The 20808-nt window shown below is 61.9% G+C and carries 19 protein-coding genes; 10 read left to right on the top strand and 9 right to left on the bottom strand.

The window, feature by feature from the left end; genetic code table 11:
- Positions 1-204 precede the first annotated feature (204 nt).
- Both RGR602_RS05560 and RGR602_RS05555 read left to right on the top strand, forming a co-directional pair.
- Positions 205-1488: an adenylate/guanylate cyclase domain-containing protein gene (locus tag RGR602_RS05560; RefSeq protein WP_052451489.1), complete on the top strand. Its 1284-nt coding sequence runs from the start codon at positions 205-207 to the stop codon at positions 1486-1488.
- A 23-nt stretch (positions 1489-1511) separates the two neighbouring features.
- A complete protein-coding gene (locus RGR602_RS05555; protein ID WP_170250466.1) occupies positions 1512-2090 on the top strand; it encodes a hypothetical protein in 579 nt (192 codons plus the stop codon).
- Positions 2091-2127: 37 nt separating this feature from the next.
- Here the strand turns inward: RGR602_RS05555 and RGR602_RS05550 are convergent, their stop codons facing one another.
- On the bottom strand, positions 2128-3021 hold the full coding sequence (locus tag RGR602_RS05550; RefSeq protein WP_039844286.1) for a branched-chain amino acid aminotransferase: 894 nt from the start codon (positions 3019-3021) through the stop codon (positions 2128-2130).
- 252 nt (positions 3022-3273) lie between these two features.
- Here RGR602_RS05550 and RGR602_RS05540 point away from each other — a divergent pair, with 252 nt between their 5' ends.
- Positions 3274-4314: a zinc-dependent alcohol dehydrogenase family protein gene (locus RGR602_RS05540; protein WP_039844284.1), complete on the top strand. Its 1041-nt coding sequence runs from the start codon at positions 3274-3276 to the stop codon at positions 4312-4314.
- A 13-nt stretch (positions 4315-4327) separates the two neighbouring features.
- Entirely contained in the window at positions 4328-5062 is a 735-nt protein-coding gene (locus RGR602_RS05535; RefSeq protein WP_039844283.1) for a phosphodiesterase, read from the top strand.
- Here RGR602_RS05535 and RGR602_RS05530 read toward each other — a convergent pair.
- Positions 5044-5724, bottom strand: a complete 681-nt coding sequence (locus RGR602_RS05530) for a LysR substrate-binding domain-containing protein (RefSeq protein WP_170251118.1) — start codon at positions 5722-5724, stop codon at positions 5044-5046. The two genes, RGR602_RS05535 and RGR602_RS05530, sit on opposite strands and share 19 nt — an antisense overlap.
- Here RGR602_RS05530 and RGR602_RS37925 point away from each other — a divergent pair.
- Positions 5684-5893, top strand: a complete 210-nt coding sequence (locus RGR602_RS37925) for a hypothetical protein (RefSeq protein ID WP_223844034.1) — start codon at positions 5684-5686, stop codon at positions 5891-5893. The two genes, RGR602_RS05530 and RGR602_RS37925, sit on opposite strands and share 41 nt — an antisense overlap.
- Positions 5894-5917: 24 nt before the next feature.
- On the opposite strand, the gene RGR602_RS36885 is transcribed toward RGR602_RS37925, so the two are convergent.
- Positions 5918-6577 carry a CREC-EF hand family protein gene (locus tag RGR602_RS36885; RefSeq protein WP_039844282.1) on the bottom strand — a complete coding sequence of 220 codons (660 nt, stop codon included), beginning with the start codon at positions 6575-6577 and terminating at the stop codon, positions 5918-5920.
- A 162-nt stretch (positions 6578-6739) separates the two neighbouring features.
- Here RGR602_RS36885 and tam point away from each other — a divergent pair, with 162 nt between their 5' ends.
- The gene (gene tam, locus RGR602_RS05520; RefSeq protein ID WP_039844281.1) at positions 6740-7510 is read left to right on the top strand and encodes a trans-aconitate 2-methyltransferase; all 771 of its coding nucleotides are present in this window, start codon (positions 6740-6742) and stop codon (positions 7508-7510) included.
- A 391-nt stretch (positions 7511-7901) separates the two neighbouring features.
- Positions 7902-9413, top strand: coding sequence for a glucose-6-phosphate dehydrogenase (gene zwf, locus RGR602_RS05515; RefSeq protein ID WP_039844280.1), 1512 nt, complete (start codon positions 7902-7904; stop codon positions 9411-9413).
- 54 nt (positions 9414-9467) lie between these two features.
- Here zwf and RGR602_RS05510 read toward each other — a convergent pair whose 3' ends face one another.
- Positions 9468-9860, bottom strand: coding sequence for a hypothetical protein (locus tag RGR602_RS05510; RefSeq protein WP_039844279.1), 393 nt, complete (start codon positions 9858-9860; stop codon positions 9468-9470).
- 232 nt (positions 9861-10092) lie between these two features.
- Here RGR602_RS05510 and RGR602_RS05505 point away from each other — a divergent pair, with 232 nt between their 5' ends.
- Positions 10093-11661: a helicase HerA-like C-terminal domain-containing protein gene (locus tag RGR602_RS05505; RefSeq protein ID WP_039846668.1), complete on the top strand. Its 1569-nt coding sequence runs from the start codon at positions 10093-10095 to the stop codon at positions 11659-11661.
- A gap of 114 nt (positions 11662-11775) precedes the next feature.
- On the opposite strand, the gene RGR602_RS05500 is transcribed toward RGR602_RS05505, so the two are convergent.
- Entirely contained in the window at positions 11776-12078 is a 303-nt protein-coding gene (locus tag RGR602_RS05500) for an alkylphosphonate utilization protein (protein WP_039844278.1), read from the bottom strand.
- 413 nt (positions 12079-12491) lie between these two features.
- On the opposite strand from RGR602_RS05500, the gene RGR602_RS05495 reads away from it, so the two are divergent.
- Positions 12492-14033, top strand: a complete 1542-nt coding sequence (locus RGR602_RS05495) for an ABC-F family ATP-binding cassette domain-containing protein (RefSeq protein ID WP_039844277.1) — start codon at positions 12492-12494, stop codon at positions 14031-14033.
- 168 nt (positions 14034-14201) lie between these two features.
- Here the strand turns inward: RGR602_RS05495 and RGR602_RS05490 are convergent, their stop codons facing one another.
- Positions 14202-15416: an ABC transporter substrate-binding protein gene (locus tag RGR602_RS05490; protein WP_039844276.1), complete on the bottom strand. Its 1215-nt coding sequence runs from the start codon at positions 15414-15416 to the stop codon at positions 14202-14204.
- 228 nt (positions 15417-15644) lie between these two features.
- Between RGR602_RS05490 and RGR602_RS05485 the strand changes: the two genes are divergently transcribed.
- The gene (locus RGR602_RS05485) at positions 15645-16619 is read left to right on the top strand and encodes a transglutaminase-like cysteine peptidase (protein WP_039844275.1); all 975 of its coding nucleotides are present in this window, start codon (positions 15645-15647) and stop codon (positions 16617-16619) included.
- Positions 16620-16688: 69 nt separating this feature from the next.
- On the opposite strand, the gene RGR602_RS05480 is transcribed toward RGR602_RS05485, so the two are convergent.
- From RGR602_RS05480 to RGR602_RS05470, 3 genes are read right to left on the bottom strand one after another with little or no spacing between them, the layout of a single operon-like run.
- Positions 16689-17348, bottom strand: a complete 660-nt coding sequence (locus RGR602_RS05480) for a ribbon-helix-helix domain-containing protein (protein WP_039844274.1) — start codon at positions 17346-17348, stop codon at positions 16689-16691.
- A gap of 1 nt (position 17349) precedes the next feature.
- Positions 17350-18642, bottom strand: coding sequence for an HlyD family type I secretion periplasmic adaptor subunit (locus RGR602_RS05475; protein ID WP_039844273.1), 1293 nt, complete (start codon positions 18640-18642; stop codon positions 17350-17352).
- Positions 18639-20795: a type I secretion system permease/ATPase gene (locus RGR602_RS05470; RefSeq protein ID WP_039844272.1), complete on the bottom strand. Its 2157-nt coding sequence runs from the start codon at positions 20793-20795 to the stop codon at positions 18639-18641. The genes RGR602_RS05475 and RGR602_RS05470 overlap by 4 nt, the downstream gene beginning before the upstream one ends.
- Positions 20796-20808: the final 13 nt, after the last annotated feature.

Here is a 20808-nt window from a genome sequence, read left to right as displayed (position 1 = left end):
AGGCGCCCAGCTTCTCTGGATAGCAGCCGGCCTCATTGATTAAGTGAGATAGCGAGAGTAAGTTTTGGGTGGCAGTAGGTGTGGAATGGGCGGCGTGAGCTGCTTCGCCACGGCAGGGCCCGAGAACAAGACCGAACCGATGATCGACAAAAGCCGAGCCGCGCGCGCCCGATCTGAACGGGCGGGCCATTTTGGCTTCGCACGATGGAGGGCGCCGGCATGGACTTCCCTCTACCTGACAACGAGGCTGAGCGCTTGGCCGCGGTACGGGCTTATGATGTTTACGGCACAGACCCGGAAGCCGGATTCGACGATCTCACCGATCTCGCCGCCCTGATTGCCAGTGCCCCGATCGCGATGGTCAACATCGTCGGCGACACCAAGGTTTGGCTCAAATCCCGTCACGGAGTTCCTCCCGGTATCGAAGAAGTGCCCCGCAGCGGCGTCTGCTGCGCCTATGCGCTCTGCCGTAGCGACATGCTGGTGGTTCCCGACACCCACGCCGACGATCGCTTCAAGGCACTGCCGTTCATTGCGACTGAACCCTTCTTCCGCTTTTATGCAGGCATGCCGCTGATCGATTCAGGCGGCCATGCGCTCGGCACGCTCTGCATCTTGGACCTCACCCCGCGCGAGCTCGCCTTCGAGGCTGCCGAAGGCATCCGTCGCCTCGCGCGCCAGACCATCGCCCAGCTCGAACTGCGCCTGAGGATGGCCGAGGTGCTGCGCTCCCAGCAGGAACTGGCCGCTGAGAAGCAGCGCGCGAACAGCCTGCTCCTCAACATCCTCCCACTTAAGATAGCCGCGGAATTGACAGAGAGGGGCTCGGTCGAGCCCCGCCACCACCCTTCGACGACGATCCTTTTTACGGACTTCGTCGACTTTACCAAATCAGCCGTTGAACTCTCCCCTCGGGAGTTGGTCGATGACCTCGACATGTACTTCTCCGAGTTCGATACCATCGTCGCGCGACATGGGCTGGAGAAGCTCAAGACGATCGGTGACTCCTACATGTGCGCCGGCGGCCTGATGCAGGGCCGCAAGGACCATCCGATCCGCAGCTGCCTTGCTGCTCTCGAGATTCGACGCTTTGTCGTGGCGTCGAACCAGCGCTGGGTCGCGATCGGGCAGCGGCCCTGGCACCTCCGCGTTGGCCTGCATACCGGCAGTGTGATGTCCGGCGTCGTTGGCCGGAAGAAGTTCGCCTACGACGTCTGGGGCGACGCGGTGAATATCGCAGCTCGTATGGAGAGCACGGACGAAGCAGACCAGGTGAACATCTCCGAAAGCACCTACCAACACGTAAAATCATATTTCGACTGCACCCCGCGAGGTGCCCTTGACGTGAAAAACAAGGGTAAGATGACGATGTATTTCCTCGACCGGCTGAAACCGGAATATGCCGCGGATGCTGCGGGCGTGGAGGCGAACGAGCATCTGAGGAAAACTCTCGCCGGTACTTCGGTCACTTGGTCGCTGCACGGATAGACGGCGCTCCAGAGGAACTCACGATGAGGCGTCACATGCGAATCCTGGTTGCGTTGCTGACACTGTCACTCATCAGTGCCGGACCGGCTGACGACGGACGTTGGTATGCTGGGGATTATTCCTTCTCCGATGAGCTTGGCGGCTTCCGCATCCTGTCCGTTACAGGCTCAGGTACAAAAGCCGATCCAATCGAAATCAACGAGGAACTGAACTCGGCCAGCCCCGTCACTTTGGTGATTAGGGCCGAAAGGCCGATTCAACATCACGGGTTTCCCGAGGGCGCCTTCCACTTGCGCGTTGTCACTCTCAACGAAAGCGGACTGGCCTGGATCGAGTTCGAATTCGAACTTCAAGAGATTCTTGGCAAACCGAGCGACTTTTACGACGGTCTGTCATTTGATCAGACCAACCCCAATCCGGACCTCATTTCGTCCAACCGGTTTGCCCGTTTCGAGAACCACTTCGAGAAATTCGACCGGCTGCGCTTCACCAGTGGCCAGGTTGATCCCCTCGACCGACCGGCGTTTGGCTTTTTTATCACTGACGTCACGCCGGTTACCGAGTTCTACTTGGTGCAGGATCCGCGCGTACCTTTCTCGTGAGGCTGCAACCGGTTCGCACTCCCCTGCGCGCCGATTGCTACTCGCCGCTTTGGCTGTGGCTGCGCCCGTTGGCCCAGTCCATATAGAGATCGAGCGCCTTGCGGGTGACCGGGCCGTCTTCGAAATTGCGGCCGTCGAGGCGGTTGACGCCGACGATCTTTGAATAGTTGCCGCTGGTGAATATCTCATCGGCATTCATGAAGTCTTCGACCGAGAGCGTCACCTCGCGCACGTCGAATCCTGCCTGGTCCAGCAACCCCGTGACGCGGGCGCGGGTGATGCCGGCGAGGAAAGTGCGGTTGGCCACCGGCGTGAAGACCACGCCGTCCTTCACCATGAAGATGTTGGAGGATGCCGTTTCGGCGACATTGCCATTCAGGTCGCGCATCAGGGCATTGTCGAAGCCGCGGCTTCGCGCCTCGGCGATCGCGCGGCCGCTGTTCGGGTAGAGCCCGCCGGCCTTGGCATCCGTCGTCGCCGTTTCCGGCGACGGGCGGCGGAAGGGCGAAACGGTCAGCGACGAACCGCTATGGCCGCCCATCGGCGCTTCGAAAAGGCAGAGCGCAAAGCGGGTCGATTCCGCATCGACGGATACGACGCTGCCCGGCGAACCGTGCTCGCCCCAATACATCGGCTTGATATAGATCGGCGTCTTGCCGTCGAACTTCTTGATGCCTTCCCAGGCGAGAGCCTCGATCTCCTCGGCCGTCTTGATGGGCTTCAGCCCCATATTGACGGCTGAGCGGTTGACACGCTGGCAGTGCAGGTCGAGATCCGGCGCGATGCCATCAAACCAGCGGGCACCGTCGAAGACCATGGACGCGAGCCACATGGCATGCGAGGTCGGGCCGATCAGCGGCGGGTTGCCGACAAGCCACTCGCCCTCGACACGGGTCCAGGTGGTCGTGCGGGGCGATGTATCGACGGGCATGATCTTCTCCTTGCCAATGTCCGAGAAGCAAAATCCTTCCCTGCAGACAGGGTCAAGCGGAAATTCGGCCGCTCAAGCGGGACGCAAGAAAAATGCCGCAACCGCCCATATCGCCGCAACAATCATGCGCGTTCGCCCGCATGAAAGCGATGGGTCCATCAGCGGAAATGATCGAACGGAGTGTTGGAATCGCAGGCTCCCGCGTGGCATCATGGCGGCGGAATCTCAAACAAAAGAGCTGGAGGCCGTCCAATGAAAGCCATGTATTACGAAGCCTTCGAGCAGAGCCCAGACATTCGCACGGTGCCCGACCCGACTCCGACCGAGGATGGCGTCGTCATCGCCATCGGCGCGACCGGCCTTTGCCGCAGCGACTGGCACGGTTGGATGGGGCATGATCCGGATATCCGCCTGCCGCATGTGCCGGGACACGAGCTTGCAGGCAAGATCGTCGCCACAGGCAAGGGCGTGGTGCGCTTCAAGGCGGGCGACCGGGTGACCGTGCCGTTCGTTTCCGGCTGTGGACATTGCAGCGAATGCCACTCCGGCAATCAGCAGGTCTGCCCGAACCAGTTCCAGCCCGGCTTCACGCATTGGGGCTCGTTCGCCGAATATGTCGCGATCGACTATGCCGACACCAATCTCGTGCATCTGCCCGACAGCATCGACGATGCGACGGCGGCGAGCCTCGGTTGCCGCTTCGCCACTTCCTTCCGCGCCGTTGCCGACCAGGCACGCACCGGCCCCGGCGAGTGGATCGCCATCCATGGCGCGGGCGGCGTCGGCCTCTCGGCGATCATGATCGCCAGCGCGCTCGGCGCCAATCCGATCGCGATCGATATTTCGGAAGAGAAGCTTGCCTTTGCGCGCGAATGCGGCGCGGTGGCGACGATTAACGCGGCGGCGGTTGCCGATGTCGCGGAAGCCGTGCGCGAGATCACCAAGGGCGGCGCGCATGTGTCGATCGACGCGCTCGGCCATCCCGTGACCTGCTTCAACTCGATCAAGAACTTGCGCCGCCGCGGCCGCCATGTGCAGATCGGACTGATGCTCGGCGAATATGCCACGCCGCAAGTCCCCATGGCGCTGGTGATCGGCCATGAGCTGGAAATCTACGGCAGCCACGGCATGCAGGCATGGCGCTACGATGCCATGCTCTCCATGCTTGCCGCCGGCAAGATCGCGCCGCAGAAACTGATCGGCCAGACAATCAGCCTGGAAGAGGCTGTACCGGCGCTGATGGCGATGGACCGGGCGGAAGGAACCGGGATCAGCGTGATTACGCGGTTTTGAATGAGGTGGCGCCATGCTCATCGCCCAGATCAGCGATATCCACGCCAGCCCCGGCAATGACGGCCTTGCCCGCCTTAAGAGGGCAATTTCCTGGCTCGCCGCGATGCAGCCGGCTATCGTCGTGGTGACCGGGGATCTTGTCAACGGCGGCTGGCGGGAGGGCTACCGGCAGATCATTGCTGCGTTGCAAAGCCTCGCGTGCCGCACCTTGATCCTCCCCGGCAACGTTGACGACCGCACCGTCATGCGCGAGGCGATGCCCGAGGCCGGCCATTGGGGCGATGACGAGAAAATGCATTTTGCCGAACCCCATGGAGACGCGTTGATCGTCGGCCTTGACACCTGCGTCGACGGACATGCCCATGGTGACGTTACGGAACATCTTCCGTGGTTGCGGCAGACGCTGGCGAGCGGTCCATCGGGCATGCCCTTGCTCTTCACGCATCACCATGTTTTCCCCACGGGAATATCGCCTCTGGATGATGTCATGTGCAGGGGTGCAGATGCCTTGGGCGACCTGCTATCGAGTGGCATAAGGCGCCCCATCGCAATCTGCAGCGGCCACGTCCATCGGCCGATGTCGAGCCTGATCGCAGGCATTCCGGCATACATATGCGGCTCGATCTGTCCCGCCAATCCTTTGCTGCTCGATCCCACACATGAACCGCCTGTCACCGATCCTCCAGGCCTCATGATCCATGATCTTCGCAATGGCCGGCTGGTCAGCAGTCACGTTTCCTTCCGATAGAGAGATCTGGTGGATGACCAACCGTGGCCCGGAGAGCTCGAGGCATCCGTCAGCGTCTGCCTCAAGATCGGCTTAGAGCCTATCCTTCGACACAGCGAATATCTCGGCCACGCCATCCCATACCGCGCGGATGCGCGGGATATCGACCAGATTGGCCGGGGCAAGCATCCAGAGTTCGCGATCGGGCATAGCCTCGCCGCAATCGATCTCGACCAGAGAGCCGGATTTTGTTTTGCGACGAAGCGCGGAAGCATGGCGATTCCGAGCCCGGCGGCCGCGGCATTTGCCGGCACGACATTGCTGCTCGAGCGGAAGACGAAGGCGTCCGGGCCGAATTTCGTTTCCAGCCAGCGCGCTTCGGCCACGCCGTCACTATCCAGGTCAAATCCGATGAGGCGGGCTGGCCCGCTTTCCGCAACAGTCTCGGCGGCCGCTTTCGAGGCGTAGAAAGCGTATCCGATCGTCGCCACGCGTTTTCCGGTGAGATCACTGTTCTTCGGGTGCCGCAGCCAAAGGGCAATATCGGCCTCGCGCTGGGCAAGGCTCTGCACGCGGATATCGGTGACGATTTCGAGTTCGACGTCCGCAAGCCCGCGCAGCACGTCGCCGAGCCGCGGCGCGATGACGAGATCGGCGATCGAACGGGTCGTCGTCAGCCGCACGCGACCGCTCGGGCAATCCGCCGCCTTAAGCCGCGATCTGCCGGATCCGCTCGGCAGCATGATCCCGGCCGAGACCGTACATCGTACGGCGCTGGCGGAGATCGCCGACCGTTTCGCGACGGTCGTCCCGAATGTAGCGGCGATTGTCAAAGGGGCCGCAACGGCCTGACGGGCCGCAAGAAGCCGTCTTTCTCTACGGCTTCTTGCGCTTCTCCTGCTCTTCCCTAAAATGCCTGACGGTTGCGGCGCGCTCTGCCTTTTCGGCTTTCGAAAGAGCGCCGTCGCCGTTCTTGTCGTAGAAGGCGAAGACGGAAAGGAGGAGCGTCTTGAACTCATCCTCCGTCAGTTTGCCGTCCTTGTTGGGGTCGAGCGCCAGTTGGGCGGCGACGCGTTCCGTATTGCTCAGTCCGTCAGCGAACGGCATGCGAGGCAGCGGCGGTGATTTCAGCGCTTCGTCGAGCGTCACGATACCGTCGCCGTTGCGATCGAAATTCGCAAAGCGCGCTTTCATGCCGAGTTCGGCCTCGTCGCGGCTTTCATAGAGGTTGGCGACCTTGTACTCGTCGAGCGTCATGCGCCCGTCGGCATCGAGATCGCCGGTGAAGAACGGCATTGCGGCGGCCGCCCTTTGGCGTGCGGCATCGACCTGCCGGAGCCTGGCGATATCGTCTTCATCGAGGGCGCGGTCGGCACCGCTGTAGACGGCAAAGCGCTCCAGATGGCTGGATACATGCTGGTCGCGCGCATTGCCCATGTCTTCCACAAGGAAAATCGGCGGAGCGGCCGGCTCGGCCCTTGCGGACATCGCGCCGACCGATAGGCAGACTGCGGCAAAGACGAAACCGGCTCTCATGAAACCCCCAACCCAGGAACGACATCAATAATGCAGCCCGCTCGTGCAGGCAATGCGAAGACAGCTGCAACACGCCGCATACAATCGGCCAAGAATTGCTGCTAGCATGACGCGCTTTGAGCCATTGCCGTATCGGAACACGGGTAAAAACAGGAGGTGCCCATGGCCTGGTCTGCCAGCCAGTATGTGAAGTTCGAGGATGAGCGGACGCGCCCGGCGCGCGATCTCCTGGCGCAGGTGCCGCTGGAAAGGGTCAGCAAGGCGATCGATCTCGGTTGCGGGCCGGGAAATTCGACCCAACTCATCGTCGACCGCTACGGCAAGGATGGCGTGTCCGGCCTCGACAGCGACCTCAACATGCTGGAAGCGGCGCGCAAACGGCTTCCGGACACCACCTTCACCGAGGCTGACCTTGCCACCTGGCAGCCGAATGAGCCTGCCGACCTGCTCTTTGCCAATGCCGTCTTCCAGTGGCTGCCCAACCATCTCGACATCTTCGACCGGCTGATGGACGGGCTTACCAGGGGCGGCGTGCTCGCCGTGCAGATGCCCGACAATCTCGGCGAGCCGACGCATCTGCTGATGGAGGAAAGCGCCCATGCCGGACCATGGAAGACGGCCTTCGAAAAGAAGAGCGTGCGCCGCAATCCCCTTTCCCAGCCGTCGGCCTATTACAGCCGCCTGATCGGCAAATCCGAGCGCCTGGATATCTGGCACACGATCTACAACCACCCGATGGCGGATGCCGCGGCCATCGTCGAATGGGTGAAGGCAACGGGCCTGATGCCCTACCTTGCGACTGCCGACCAAGAGCATCGCGAGGCGTTTCTCGCAGATTATCTCGGGCGTGTCGAGAAGGCCTATCCGAAGATGGCGGACGGGCGGGTGCTGCTCGGCTTCCCGCGGATTTTCATGGTGGCGGTGAAGGGTTAAGCGCGACACGTTTCATGGAGTGCGACGCAGTCGCCGCGCCGTGCCCGGGGGATGATTTGGCAAGGCAGCGACCACACTCTCCCTCATCTTTGTGCTTGTCACAGAGATCCAGCCACTGCGCGTTCGCGCCGTGAAGGACTCATTTGCCCTGAAGGGAACCTCCTGCGCCCAAAGACTTCGGCGCGCTCGATTGCTGTGACAGGCATAGGATAATTGACAGCGCAGAGGGCAACCTCTTGCTTGCCGCAGCCTTGCCCGAGATCGAGCGCTTGGAACGTTGCCCAATGACTTGATGGGGGAGGAGAAGCAGACCTGGTGACAACAGGCCATGCTTGCGGTAGCGCCCGGCGGCCTTATATTCCGGCGCTGACAATCACGGAGAGCAATCCCTATGCCAGACGCCAAGCCATCGCCGCCCACCACTCTGGTCATCTTCGGGGCGACCGGCGACCTTACCCGGCGGCTTCTCGTTCCGGCGATCATCAATCTCACCCGCGGCGCCATGGTCGGCGACGATCTCGACATACTTGGCATCGGCATCGAGCCCGGCGGCGACGAGATGCTGCTCAAACGGCTAGACGATTTCCTGGCCGGCCTCGGCGACGGCGAACCGCTCGTCAAGGATCCGGCCTGGGCACGGTTGCGGCAGCGGATCAGCTATATTTCCGGCGATTTCACCGGCGACGATATCTATCTGGAGATCGCCAAACGGCTCTCGTCGGCGCCGGGCGGCAATGCGGCCTTCTATCTCGCCGTGCCGCCCCGCTTCTTCGGCGGTATCGTGGAGAAGCTCGCCGCTCACGGACTTGCCGCAGAGAGTGAAAATAGCTTCCGTCGCATCGCCATCGAAAAGCCCTTTGGAACCGACCTCGCCTCGGCCCGTGCGCTGAACGCGCAGATCCTGAACAAGGTCGGCGAGGGCCAGATCTATCGGCTCGACCATTTCCTCGGCAAGGAGACCGTCCAGAACCTGCTGACGGCGCGCTTTGCGAACATGATGATCGAATCGCTGTGGAACAGCCGCTATATCGACCATGTGCAGATCACCGCGGCCGAAACTGTCGATGTCGGCAGTCGCGGCGCCTTTTACGACGCGACGGGCGCGCTGCGCGACATGGTGCCGAACCATTTGTTCCAGCTCCTCGCCATGATCGCCATGGAGCCGCCGAACAGCTTCGACGCCGAAGCGATCCGCAACGAGAAGAGCAAGGTGCTGAAGGCACTGCGGGTCTTTACGCCCGAGGAGGCGGCAACACACGGCGTTCGCGGTGTCTATTCCGGCGGGACCCTGAACGGGGTGGAAATCCCCGCCTATCACCAGACGCCGCAAGTGGCGCCCGGCAGCAAGACCGAGACCTTCGTGGCGCTGAAGCTTTATGCCGATACTTGGCGCTGGGCGGGCGTGCCCTTCTACCTGCGGACCGGCAAGGCGATGACACTGCGCGACACGGAAATCGTTGTCGAATTCCAGCCCGTGCCTTTCGCGCAGTTCCGCGAGACAGACGTCACGCGCCGGCTGCCGCCGAACAGGTTGGTCATACAAGTGCAGCCGGACGAAGGCATGAGCCTGGAGATATCAATCAAATCGCCAGGGCTTTCGGTCGATACCGTGCCGGTTTCGCTCGACTTCCGCTATGCCGACCAGTTCGACATCGGTAAGATGACCGGCTACGAATCCCTGATATACGACCTCCTGATCGGCGACCAGACGCTGTTCCAGCGGGCCGACGGCATCGAAGCCGGCTGGGCGGCGGTGCAGCCTTTCCTCGACCTATGGGCGAAGGGCGGCGAGCCGGAAGCCTACGCCCCTGGCAGCATGGGGCCTGCCTGCGCCGAGGGCCTCATCGAACGCGACCGGCGGCAATGGCATGCGCTGGACGTGGTGCATGCGAAGCACAAATAAAAACCCCGCTTCACATGGAAGCGAGGCTCCTTCCGTTTCGGCATGAATGCCGGATCAAACGAACTGGCTCAAGCCCGGGACCGAGGCGACGACCTCGTCGACGACTTCTTCGCCGGCATATTGCTTGGCAATGGCGATGGTTTCCTTGGCGAGCGAGGTGATTTCGCCCATGCCGAGGCCCTGGCTCATGAGCTGCTGGCCGAGGCCCATGATTCCGCCGCCGCCGAGCGCGCCCATCAAACCGCCGAGCAGACCGCCGCCACCGGCACCTTCGCCGTTATACTGGGCGACGAGATCGGCGCCGCCGGGAATGGCTTCTATCATCTTGGCGACAGCTGCATCATCCCCTTCACGCTGCAGGAAACCGAGCATCATGCCCAGCGCCTTCTCCGCCAGATCGGGCGCAATGCCCACGCGATCGGCAATCTGGGTCACAACTTCATTCATCGTCAGCCTCCTGTTATTTGACGTTGACGTCAACGTTATTCGAGTTTCGTCCGCAACTCAAGCCGCGTCGCCGAGAGCCGTCATTTTCCCCGGAATTGCTTTCAATGCAAACAGTTGTCGGCATCCCGGTCCCTGCTTATAACAGGTGGACGATAGTAAGATGAATGCGGCCTATTGCGATCTCCGCATTTCAAACGCAAGCGGCGGCATCGGCCGAAGGGAGAACTGCTTCATGCTCGAGGAAGGCAAGATTTTCATCGGCGCCAGCCGCAATACGGACGACAGCATCAACAAGCCGGAATATCTCGACCTGAAATTCGGCAACCGCCATGGCCTGGTGACGGGCGCGACCGGTACCGGCAAGACCGTAACGCTGCAGGTGCTGGCGGAAGGTTTTTCCAAGGCTGGCGTCCCGGTCTTTGCCGCCGACATCAAGGGCGATCTTTCTGGCATTGCCGCCAAGGGCGATGCGAAGGAATTCCTCACCAAGCGGGCCGAGCAGATCGGCTTTGCCGATTACGAATTCGACCAGTTCCCGGTGATCTTCTGGGACCTCTTCGGCGAGAAGGGCCACCGGGTCCGCACCACGATCGCGGAAATGGGGCCGCTCCTTCTTGCCCGCCTCATGGATGCCTCCGAGCCACAGGAGGGCGTCATCAATATCGCCTTCAAGATCGCCGACCAGGCGGGCCTGCCGCTGCTCGACCTCAAGGATTTCTCCTCGCTGCTGAACTACATGGGCGAGAATGCGAGCGAGCTTTCCAGCCAGTTCGGCCTGATCTCCAAGGCGTCGATCGGCTCGATCCAGCGTGCGCTGCTCGTACTCGAACAGCAGGGGGCCGAGCATTTCTTCGGTGAACCGGCGCTGAAGATTACCGACATCATGCGCACCAGCAACAACGGTTATGGTCAGATTTCGGTGCTTGCGGCAGACAAGCTGATGATGAACCCCAGGCTCTACGCCACCTTCCTTCTCTGGCTGCTTTCCGAGCTCTTCGAAGAGTTGCCCGAAGTCGGCGATCCGGACAAGCCGAAGCTCGTCTTCTTTTTCGACGAGGCGCATCTGCTCTTCAACGACGCGCCGCGTGTCTTGACCGAACGCGTCGAGCAGGTCGTGCGGCTGATCCGCTCTAAGGGCGTCGGCGTCTATTTCGTCACCCAAAACCCGCTCGACGTGCCGGAAACGGTCCTCGCCCAGCTCGGCAACCGCGTGCAGCATGCGCTTCGCGCCTATTCGCCACGCGAGCAAAAGGCGGTCAGGACAGCCGCCGATACCTTCCGCCCCAACCCGGCCTTCGATTGCGCCACCGTGATCACCAATCTCGGCACCGGCGAGGCGCTGGTTTCGACGCTGGAGACCAAGGGCGCGCCATCGATCGTCGAGCGCACGCTGATCCGTCCGCCATCCGGCCGCGTCGGCCCGGTCACGGAAGCGGAACGCCGTCAGATCATGGACCGGAGCCCGGTACTTGGGATCTATGACGAAGATGTCGACCGCGACTCTGCCTTCGAAATGCTCACAGCCCGCGCGAAGAAGGCTGCCGAAGCGGAAGCCGCCAAGCGGGCGCAGGAAGAGGCCGAAGCGCAGCAGACGAGTGCCGGCACGACCTCTGGCTGGACGCTGCCCGGTTTCGGCGGCAGCGACGACGAAAAGCCGAACCGCGGCCAATCGCGCGGGCGTTCGTCCGGCTATCAGCGAGAGACGGTCGTCGAGGCAGCCATGAAAAGCGTGGCGCGGACAGTTGCGACGCAGGTCGGCCGGGCGCTGGTGCGCGGCATTCTCGGAAGTTTGAAGCGGTAGGTCGCGGAGGCAAGCCCGAAGGGTGAGGCCATTCGGAAGCTCACCTCCCTGTGCCCTGCCGGCAGATGGGATGCCAAGGGGCTTAGAATGCCTGGCTCGGCGAAATTTGTATCCTCAACGCTTGCGGACGAATTCCGTGCGCAGGACAAGGCCCTTGATGGTGTCGTGGCGGCAGTCGATCTCATCCGGGTTGTCCGTCAGCCGGATCGACCTTATGACCGTGCCCTGTTTCAGGGTCTGATTGGCACCCTTGACCTTCAGATCCTTGATGAGGGTGACGGAATCGCCGTCTTTGAGGACATTTCCGGCAGCGTCGCTGACCTCGACGGCCGCCTGCGCGGCGGCAGCCAATTCCGAAGCCGGACGCCATTCGCCCGTCACTTCGTCATAGACGTATTCGTCGGCATCGCCCGCCATGGTCGTCTCTCCTAAATTAAGAATTTCCCGGTCAAGCCGCTTATAACAGCCAGCCCGTCTTGCGCAAGTTCGCCCACAAGGGGCAAGGGCCTGATGCGAGCGCTTTGGTTGCATTCCTGCATAGGTGATGATATTTCATGCGTGCACTCTAAAGAGAAAGGAGGGTCGCGTGCATAATTACTATTTCCGGTTCAACCGGCAGCGCGGCCCCGTCAACGCCCTGCAAATGCGTTTGCAGGGCTGACCAGAGACCGTTTCTCGCAAAACCTCTCTTCTGGTCTGCCCTTTGTGGCCTGCAGCGCCGAGCTTTATCGCTTGAGCGCCTGCGATTTCGATCCACCGCTGACGCATCGCATCGATGATGGCCAGGAGCCCTCGATGGATGGTCGCGCGGTCAAGACCAGAGAACGATCATGACCCTCCTCAATATCCGCAATCTCGGCATCACCTTGTCGAGCCCTTTGTTTTCCAGGCTCAATCTCGTCGTCAATGCCGGCGACCGCATCGGCATCGTAGCCGGCAACGGCCGCGGGAAATCGACGCTTTTCCGCTGCATCGCCGGCACGCTGGGGCCGACCGAAGGCGACATCACGCGGGCGCGCGGGCTGACGGTCGGCTATGTCGAGCAGAATGTGCCGCCGGCTCTGTTCGCCATGCCATTCTACGACGCCGTTCTCGATGCGCTCGCTCCAGAGCAGACGCAAACCGAGAGCTGGCGCGTCGATGTCGTGCTGGGATCTCTGGAGGTGCCGGAGGAGTTGCACCGGCGTTCGCTCTCGGCGCTCAGCGGCGGGTGGCAGCGGCTGGCGATGCTTGCCCGTATCTGGGTGACCGAACCCGACCTCTTGATGCTCGACGAGCCGACCAACCATCTTGATCTCGGCAAGATCGCCCGGCTGGAGGAATGGCTGAATGCGCTCCCCCGCGACGTGCCGGTGATCCTGGCCAGCCATGATCGCGCCTTCCTCGACGCCGTGACGAACCGCACGCTCTTCCTGCGGCCGGAGCAATCGCAGATCTTCGCTTTGCCCTATTCCCGGGCGCGGGCTTCGATCGACGAGCTCGATGCGGCAGATTCGCGCCGCTACGAGCGCGACATGAAGACGGCGGAACAACTGCGAAAGCAGGCGGCGAAGCTCAACAATATCGGCATCAATTCCGGCAGCGACCTGCTGGTCATCAAGACCAAACAGCTGAAGCAGCGCGCCGACAAACTCGAGGATGTGGCGAAACCCGCGCATCTGGAGCGTTCGGCGGGTGCGATTCGGCTTGCCAATCGCGGCACGCATGCCAAGGTGCTGGTGACGCTGGACGATGCGACGGTTGAGACGCCGGACGGCACGCTGCTCTTCAAGACCGGCAGGCAGTTCATCTGCCAGGGAGACCGGATCGTGCTGCTCGGCGAAAACGGCGCCGGCAAGACGCGGCTGATCGCTATGCTGCGCAAGGCGATCGCGAACCCGGATACGGCCGGAAACGGCATCAAGGCGACGCCTTCGCTGGCGCTCGGCTACGGCGACCAGGCGCTTGCCGATCTGCCCGATGCCGACACGCCGATGGACACGATCATCCGCCGCTTCGACGTCGGTGATCAGCGGGCGCGCGCACTGCTGGCCGGCGCCGGCATGTCGATCGAAATGCAGGGCCGTCCCACCGGCCAGCTTTCCGGCGGGCAGAAAGCAAGGCTCGGCATGCTGGTGCTCCGGCTCTCCAACCCGAACTTCTACCTGCTCGACGAACCCACCAACCATCTCGACATCGACGGGCAGGAAGCGCTGGAAGGCGAGCTGATGGCGCACCAGGCAAGCTGCCTGCTCGTTTCCCACGACCGCAGCTTCGTGCGCGCCGTCGGCAACCGCTTCTGGCTGATCGAGAAGCGGCGGCTGGTGGAAGTGGAGAGCCCCGAGGGGTTCTTTGCGTCGGCAGCTGGTAGGGATGATTGGCCAAGGGGCTGACCAGCAAGGCGCGAGCCAACGGTCTCGACCCCTCCTTCATCCCAGCTGGGAAGAAGGGATCGGAAACGTTGCAACATATCCCTTCCCCTCGGGGAGAAGGTGCCGGCGGCAAGCCGGCACTTCAGTCTTCATTCCTAGGCTCGTCACAGGGATGAGAGTGGAAACCCCTTAGAATGCCTTCGGCGCAGCACCCAAAAGGTTCAGCTTGCCGCCAGTGATCGTGAAGAGGCTGAGCTTGCGTTCGACGTTGCCGCCCGGGGTCAGGCGGAAGAGCCCGGTGACGCCGCGGAAGCCGGTCTTCATCGTCAGGTTCTCGGCAGTCAGGCCCGCCGGGCCCTTCACGCGGATGATGCCGGCGGCGATGGCGACGGCGTCGTAGCCGTAGGCGGCGTCCGAAGATAGCGTGCGGCCATGGTGGCGCTTGTAGCGGTCGGCGATCAGGCTGGCATCATCCGGTTCGACCATGGCGATCATGGCGCCGGCGACGGCCGGGTCCGCGTAGGCATGGGACGGCCAGGCGCTGGTGCCGACAAGAACGAGATTTGCCTGGCCGCTTGCTTTAATCGCACTGGCGACCGTAGGCACGATGACGCTCTTGCCGAGGATGACGACCGTATCGGCCCGCTGAAGCTCGGCCTTCGACTGCTGCACGACATTGGCGGCGGCCGCATCGCTGAGATCGTAACGTGCGGTCCCGGCATAGGTGCCGCCGCCTGCGCGAATGGCATCCGCGAGCCGCATCTCAGAGGCGGGCGGAAAATCCTTAGGCGCGAAAACCATCACCTTCTTGTGGCCGCCCGCCGCAGCCGCCCGGATACCTTCGAGCGCGCTGTCGAGTTCGTCCGAGGCGAAGTTGTAGACATTGCCGGCAGCTGCCGGAGCGTCATCGCCAAGATTGACCAATGGCGGGCGCTGATCGGAAGACATAGCGGCTATTGCAGATGTGATGGCGGGCGAAGCATAGCTGATGAGCAACGACGAATTGCGCGCCTTGGCGGCGCTGACGGCGGCAGGCACGGCACCTGCGCCGCCCGAAACATCGACGACCTTGATGAAGACCTGGCCGTTGCCGAGCTCGCCGACGCTGAGCGCTGCGCCGTCGCGCACATCGCGGGCGGCACCCTCGTAAACGCCGCTCGCACCTCTCGGCAGCAGCAGCGTGATCTCCGTACCGGTCTCGCCGAAGGTCTCTTCGACTTTGCTCGATGGCGCCTTGATGTCGGTATTCTTGACCGTGTTCAGGCCGTCCGCATCCGACTGGCAGCCTGCGGCGCCGGCAAGGAGAACCAGCAGCGGCAGCGTGCGGGCTGCCAGAATCGCGTCAGCGAGCCTTCCGCGTAAACCATATGAAGGTTCGGTCCGTAGCTTCGAATGCGATGTCACTGCTTCCCCCAAATGCGGCGTCCCGGCCTTCTGCGGCCTTTTTTGACGGCGCCTATTCCTGCATCGGACGCGGGCGAAAATCAAACCCTTCCCCCAAACTTGGTTGACGCGAAAACTAAAGTTTTATGCGTCTTTTTGCGGAATATTTATACTACGCTTATCTACGCTTCCAAACGGCATATTTATAGCTATTCGGTACATTTCTCTCAAACAGGGAGAAACAACCCGATGAAGCGCAAAACAAAAGCAAAAATACTTGCAGCTTTTACTTTCGTGTCGTTCGCACCGCTGCTTCCCAACGCACAGGCGGCGGCAAAAATGCCGGAAATGCAAACCAGCGCGACGTCCTATACATCAATGCTGACAGCCAATACTGCTTACACACTGGCACAGGCAGGCAGCATGAAAGGCGTCTTCAACCTCCTCAGAACTGCCGCCAGCGACGTTTCAAGCGCAGTTCGGACGATTAATCTCACCACAGTGATGCAATTGCGACAGGTCGAGAGCGCATCGTTCACAGCGGAAACGACCGCCTCCGTCAAGCCGGACATACCGCGCAAGGCCGCCTCTTCGAACGACGCGGTCTTCGGCTCTGTCACCATTCCGTTCAAGCGTCTTGCCGCGGTCAAGCGTTTCGCGCCTTCGCTGGGCGAAATGGCGAGCGGCGGGTCCATTAAGTGCGACGCAAAGGGCTGCTCGGATGCGGCCGACGTCATCAAGGCGACAATAGCCAAGACCGGGCAAGCTTCGATCCGCGACAAGTTGAATGCGGTGAACGTCGCGGTCAATCGCGCGATCCGCTACCGCCGGGACATGGACACCTATCAGGCGGCGGATCACTGGGCAGCACCTTCCGAGACGCTCGCCCGCCAGCAGGGCGATTGCGAAGATTTTGCGATCCTGAAAATGGCAGCACTTCGCGCCGAGGGCGTCGACATGAAAGACATGTCGATCGTCGTGCTCTTCGACCAGAAGCGCCACTTCTACCATGCGGTGCTTTCGGTCGCCGTCGATGGCAACCACTTCATTCTGGACAACATGCGCGACCAGGTGTTGCCCGACAGCCGCCTGCCCGACTACCAGCCGCTTTTTTCCATCACCGGCGGCAAGGGGTATCTGCACGGGCTGCGGGCCGGCAACAAGCAGGTTGCCTCCCGCATGCCGCTGGAAAAGGTCGCACCGGGCGAAGGAGCGGCACACTGAGACAGGCCAAAACGCATGACGTTCAAAGCAGTCGCATGATCCGGCCGCTTTTTTTGTTTCACACATCGCTCAGTAGCGGGAAATATAGCCGATCAACATCGATTTTTCGTGTGTCGGCGCCAGCGCCAGGTTGACCTGGCCGCGCATCGACTGCGTGCCGACACCGATGCTGAAGCCGGTGTTCAGCGTCTTGCCGCGGTTCAGGTTCAGCGTCGTGATCGCCTGCTCGATCTGAGTATCGATGGAAAAGCGCAGGCTCCTGGTCAACTGCGCCGTATCGCCCAGAGGCAGACGCTGGCGCAGCATCGAGAGAAACGGATCGTTGAAGAGATGGATCTTCTTGTCCTGGGTGAGCAGGATCGTCGGCGACGGCGAAGCCTGGATGACGGCATTGAGGTTCGCCATCGAGGCGACGTCCTCAACGGCGTCCAGTCGGCGCAATGCCCATTTCAGGCTGAGAACGCGCAGGAGCGAGGCAAGGTTGCCCGATTCCGGCATCTGCGAGGCCGTATAGTGCACCAGATCGGACGTCGTCATCTTGCCGGCGGAGGACATACGGCCAAGCCCATCCCAATAGATGCGCTCCAGGCGGATGCCGCGGCGTTCGCCGCCCCGACCGACGACCGCACGGAAGCGCGGCTCGATTTCCTCCGCGCCTATGACCGGCAGGGGCTCCTCGGTGGGTGCGGCGTTGGCCAAATCGGTCGAGCGGGGCTTGGCTATCAGCATCTCACCGCTCCGTCAGCGCTTCGGAACGCGCCTTGTTGATCGGCTTCAGCAGGTAGCTGAGGACCGTCTTGTTGCCTGTCATGATTTCGACCGAGGCCACCATGCCGGGAATGATCGGATAGAGTTTGCCGTCACGCTCCAGCTCCGATTTGTCCGTCTTTACCTGAACCAGGTAATAGGTCTCGCCTTTTTCCTTTTCGACCAGGCTGTCGGCCGAGATGTTTTCCACCACGCCTTCGAGCCCGCCGAAGATCGAGAAGTCGTAAGCCGTGACCTTGACGATCGCCGACTGGCCGCGGCGCACGAAAGCGACGTCGCGCGGGGAGATCTTCGCTTCGATGAGCAGCGTATCGGCCGTCGGCACGATGCCGGCGATGACGCGGCCTGGATCGACATAGGCGCCGATCGTATTGACTTCAAGCGTGTTGACGATGCCATCGACCGGCGAGCGGATATCAGTGCGCTTGACACGGTCGGAGGCGCCGCGGATCGTCTCGTCGACGACAGATAGTTCGGCAAGCGTCGTCGCGTTTTCCGTCAAAGCCTGCTGGCGCAGTTCAAGCGCCAGATCGCCGAGCTGCAGCGTCGCCTCCTGCACGGCGGCCTCCAGGCGATCGATGCTTTCCTGATAGACCTTGAGCTGGCCCTGCTGGTCCGTCAGGTCGCGTTCGACCTTCAGCATTTCGGTCTGGGCCACAAGCTTCTTGTCGCTGAGCGGCTTGATCAGGTCGTACTGGCGCTGCGCTCCGGCGATGTTGTCCCGAAGACGGGCGATATTGGCATGCGCCTCGTTGAGTTCGTTTTCGCGCTGCCTCACCCGCTCCTTGAGGACGCCTAGCTTGTTTTCGTAGCTCGCGCGGTCGGCGGCAAAGAGGCTCGCTTCGTTGCTGCAGACATCCTTGGCGACAGCAAGAATGTCTTGCGGGCAGACATAGGGCATCTCGTACTGGCCCGCCTCCTCCAGCTTCAGCCTTGCAACCTTGGCGCCCAGCGCGCGTGCCTTGGCAACGGATTCGCCAAGCGTCGATGCCGTCGTCGTATTGTCGAGCTGAACCAGAAGCTGGCCCTTGCGGACCACCTGGCCGAGCGTCACGGCAATCTGCTGGACGACACCAGGTTCGGACGACTGGATGATCTGGGTTTTCGAAACGGGAATGACCTTGCCTTCGCCACGGGCGATCTCATCGACGCTGGCAATCGCCGCCCAGCCGATGAAGCTTGCAATCAAAAGCGCACAGAGCGCCAGGATGGCGCGGGCAAAAAGCGGGGGGTGGTCGAGACGGTTTGCGTTCATTGCTGACCCGCCGGTCTGCGCATGGCCTCGATCACGGCCTGCTTCGGGCCATCGGCAACAATACGGCCCTTGTCGATGACGATCAGGCGGTCGACGAGCTCCAGCATGCTGTGGCGGTGCGTGGCGATCAGAAGCGTGGTATCGCGACCGAAAGCGCCGGACAGCTTGGAGATCAGATGACGCTCGGTGGCGAGGTCCATCGCGCCAGAGGGCTCGTCCAGGAAGACGATCTTCGGCTTGGTCAAAAGCAGACGAGCGATCGTCAGCGCTTGCTTCTGGCCGCTCGACAGATTGGTGCCGCGTTCGCCGACCGGCATGTCGAAGCCGCGCGGGTGGTTGGAGACGAACTCATCGACGCCGGTCATGGTGGCGACCTCGAGGATTTCTTCGTCCGTCGCATCGGCGCGGCCGATCAGGAGGTTTTCCTTCACAGTGCCCGAAAACAGATCGGAGGACTGGCCCGCCACGGCGACGGCGGCTCGCACTTCCGCCATATGGTATTGCCGGATATCGACGCCATCGATTAGAACGCGGCCCGACGACGGACAGAAAAGGCCGTCGAGCAGGCGGCCGAGCGTCGTTTTGCCCGAGCCGATGCGGCCGATGATACCTATCTTCTCGCCCGGCCCCACATTGACGGACAGGCCGTTGATAACCGGATAGTCCGAACCCGGATACTGGAACGAGACGTTCTGGAAGCTGAAGCCGCCCCGCTTGATCTGGCGATTGACGAAACCGACGGTAGAAGGCCGGTCGTCCGGCTGCTCCATGATCTTGTCGAGGATGCGCAGCGACATGGTCGCCTGACGGAACCGCGCCAGCGTCATGGCGATCTGGCCGAGCGGCGCACCGGCGCGGCCCGCGAGCATCACGGTCGCAACGATCGCACCCATGGCAATGCGACCCTCGGAGAACTCATAGGTGCCGGCAATCACGATCAGCACGCTCACCATCTGCTGGATGAACGTCGTCAGGTTGATGGCGTTGGTGGAGATATGCTTGATGTCTTCGCTCGTGCGGCTCGAATATTTGGTGAGTTCCTGCCAGCGGCGCAGCATCGTTGCTTCGGCGCGCAGACTCTTCAGCGTTTCGATGGTGGAGATGGTCTCGACGAGCAGCGACTGCCGGCGGGACGCTTCGTTTGCGGCCGTCGCCATACGCTTGCCGATCTGCGCCTGCGCCCAAAGGCCGATCGCCACCGACAGGACGAAGGCGACGGCAGGGATGACGACCAGCCAGCCGGCAATCAGGTAAATGACGGCTAAGAAGATGAAGACGAAGAGGCTGTCGATCAGCACGCCGATGGTGTTCGACGTGAAGAACTCGCGGACGAATTCATACTGCGTGACACGGTTGGCATATTCGCCGGTCGAGAGCGGTCGCGATTCCAGCGTCGAGTTCAACACCTTGTCGAAAATCAGCTGCGAGAGCCTGAGATCGGCCTTCCGGCCAGCGTAATCGATCAGCGACGAGCGAGCCGTCTTCAACAGAAAATCGAAGATGTAGGCAAGCGAGATGCCTGCTGCGAGAACCCACAGCGTCGCCACCGCCTTGTTCGGCAGCACGCGGTCATAGACGTTCATCGTAAAAAGCGGCGAGCCGAGCGCAATCAGGTTGATGAAGAGCGCTGCCACCATGACGCGGACATAGGTGCGCCAGTACGGCATCAGCGTCGTCGCCAGCCAATGGCGCTTTTCGATCTCCACCGCATTGCCGACCAGCGCTTCTTCGGAAGCGTTCTGATAATAGAGCGTGAAGGCAAAGGCCATCGCGGGATTCAGCGCCACGAGTTGCTCAGGCGCCAACTTGATCGGTGTTCCGGCAATCGGAACGATATCGGTCAGATACGAGCCGTCCTCCGCCACTTCGAGCAGCGGAAGAACGCCGCCATCGACAAAGCAAACGATGGCCGGGCAATCGAAATTGCCCAGGCGGCAGTCGCGTTCCTGATGCCTGATGACCTGGAGGCCGATGCGCTCGGCCATCTGCTCTACGTCATCGAGCTCGAGCGATTCGGTGATCTCGTCCGGCAGGCCGGAGAAGAGAACCGTATCGGAGCTCGGCCGGCCATAGAACGCAGCGACGGACTTGAAAGCGGCTTTGAAGGTCTGGAGCGGGGTGCCGCTTGAAGTCTCGAGCGCTACGTTCAGCATTTTTCCATGGCCG

The organism is Rhizobium gallicum bv. gallicum R602sp (genome assembly GCF_000816845.1).
Classification (GTDB): Bacteria; Pseudomonadota; Alphaproteobacteria; order Rhizobiales; family Rhizobiaceae; genus Rhizobium; species Rhizobium gallicum.
The sequence above is the reverse complement of the archived record's forward strand: the minus strand, read 5'-3'. Positions and strand labels throughout refer to the sequence as shown.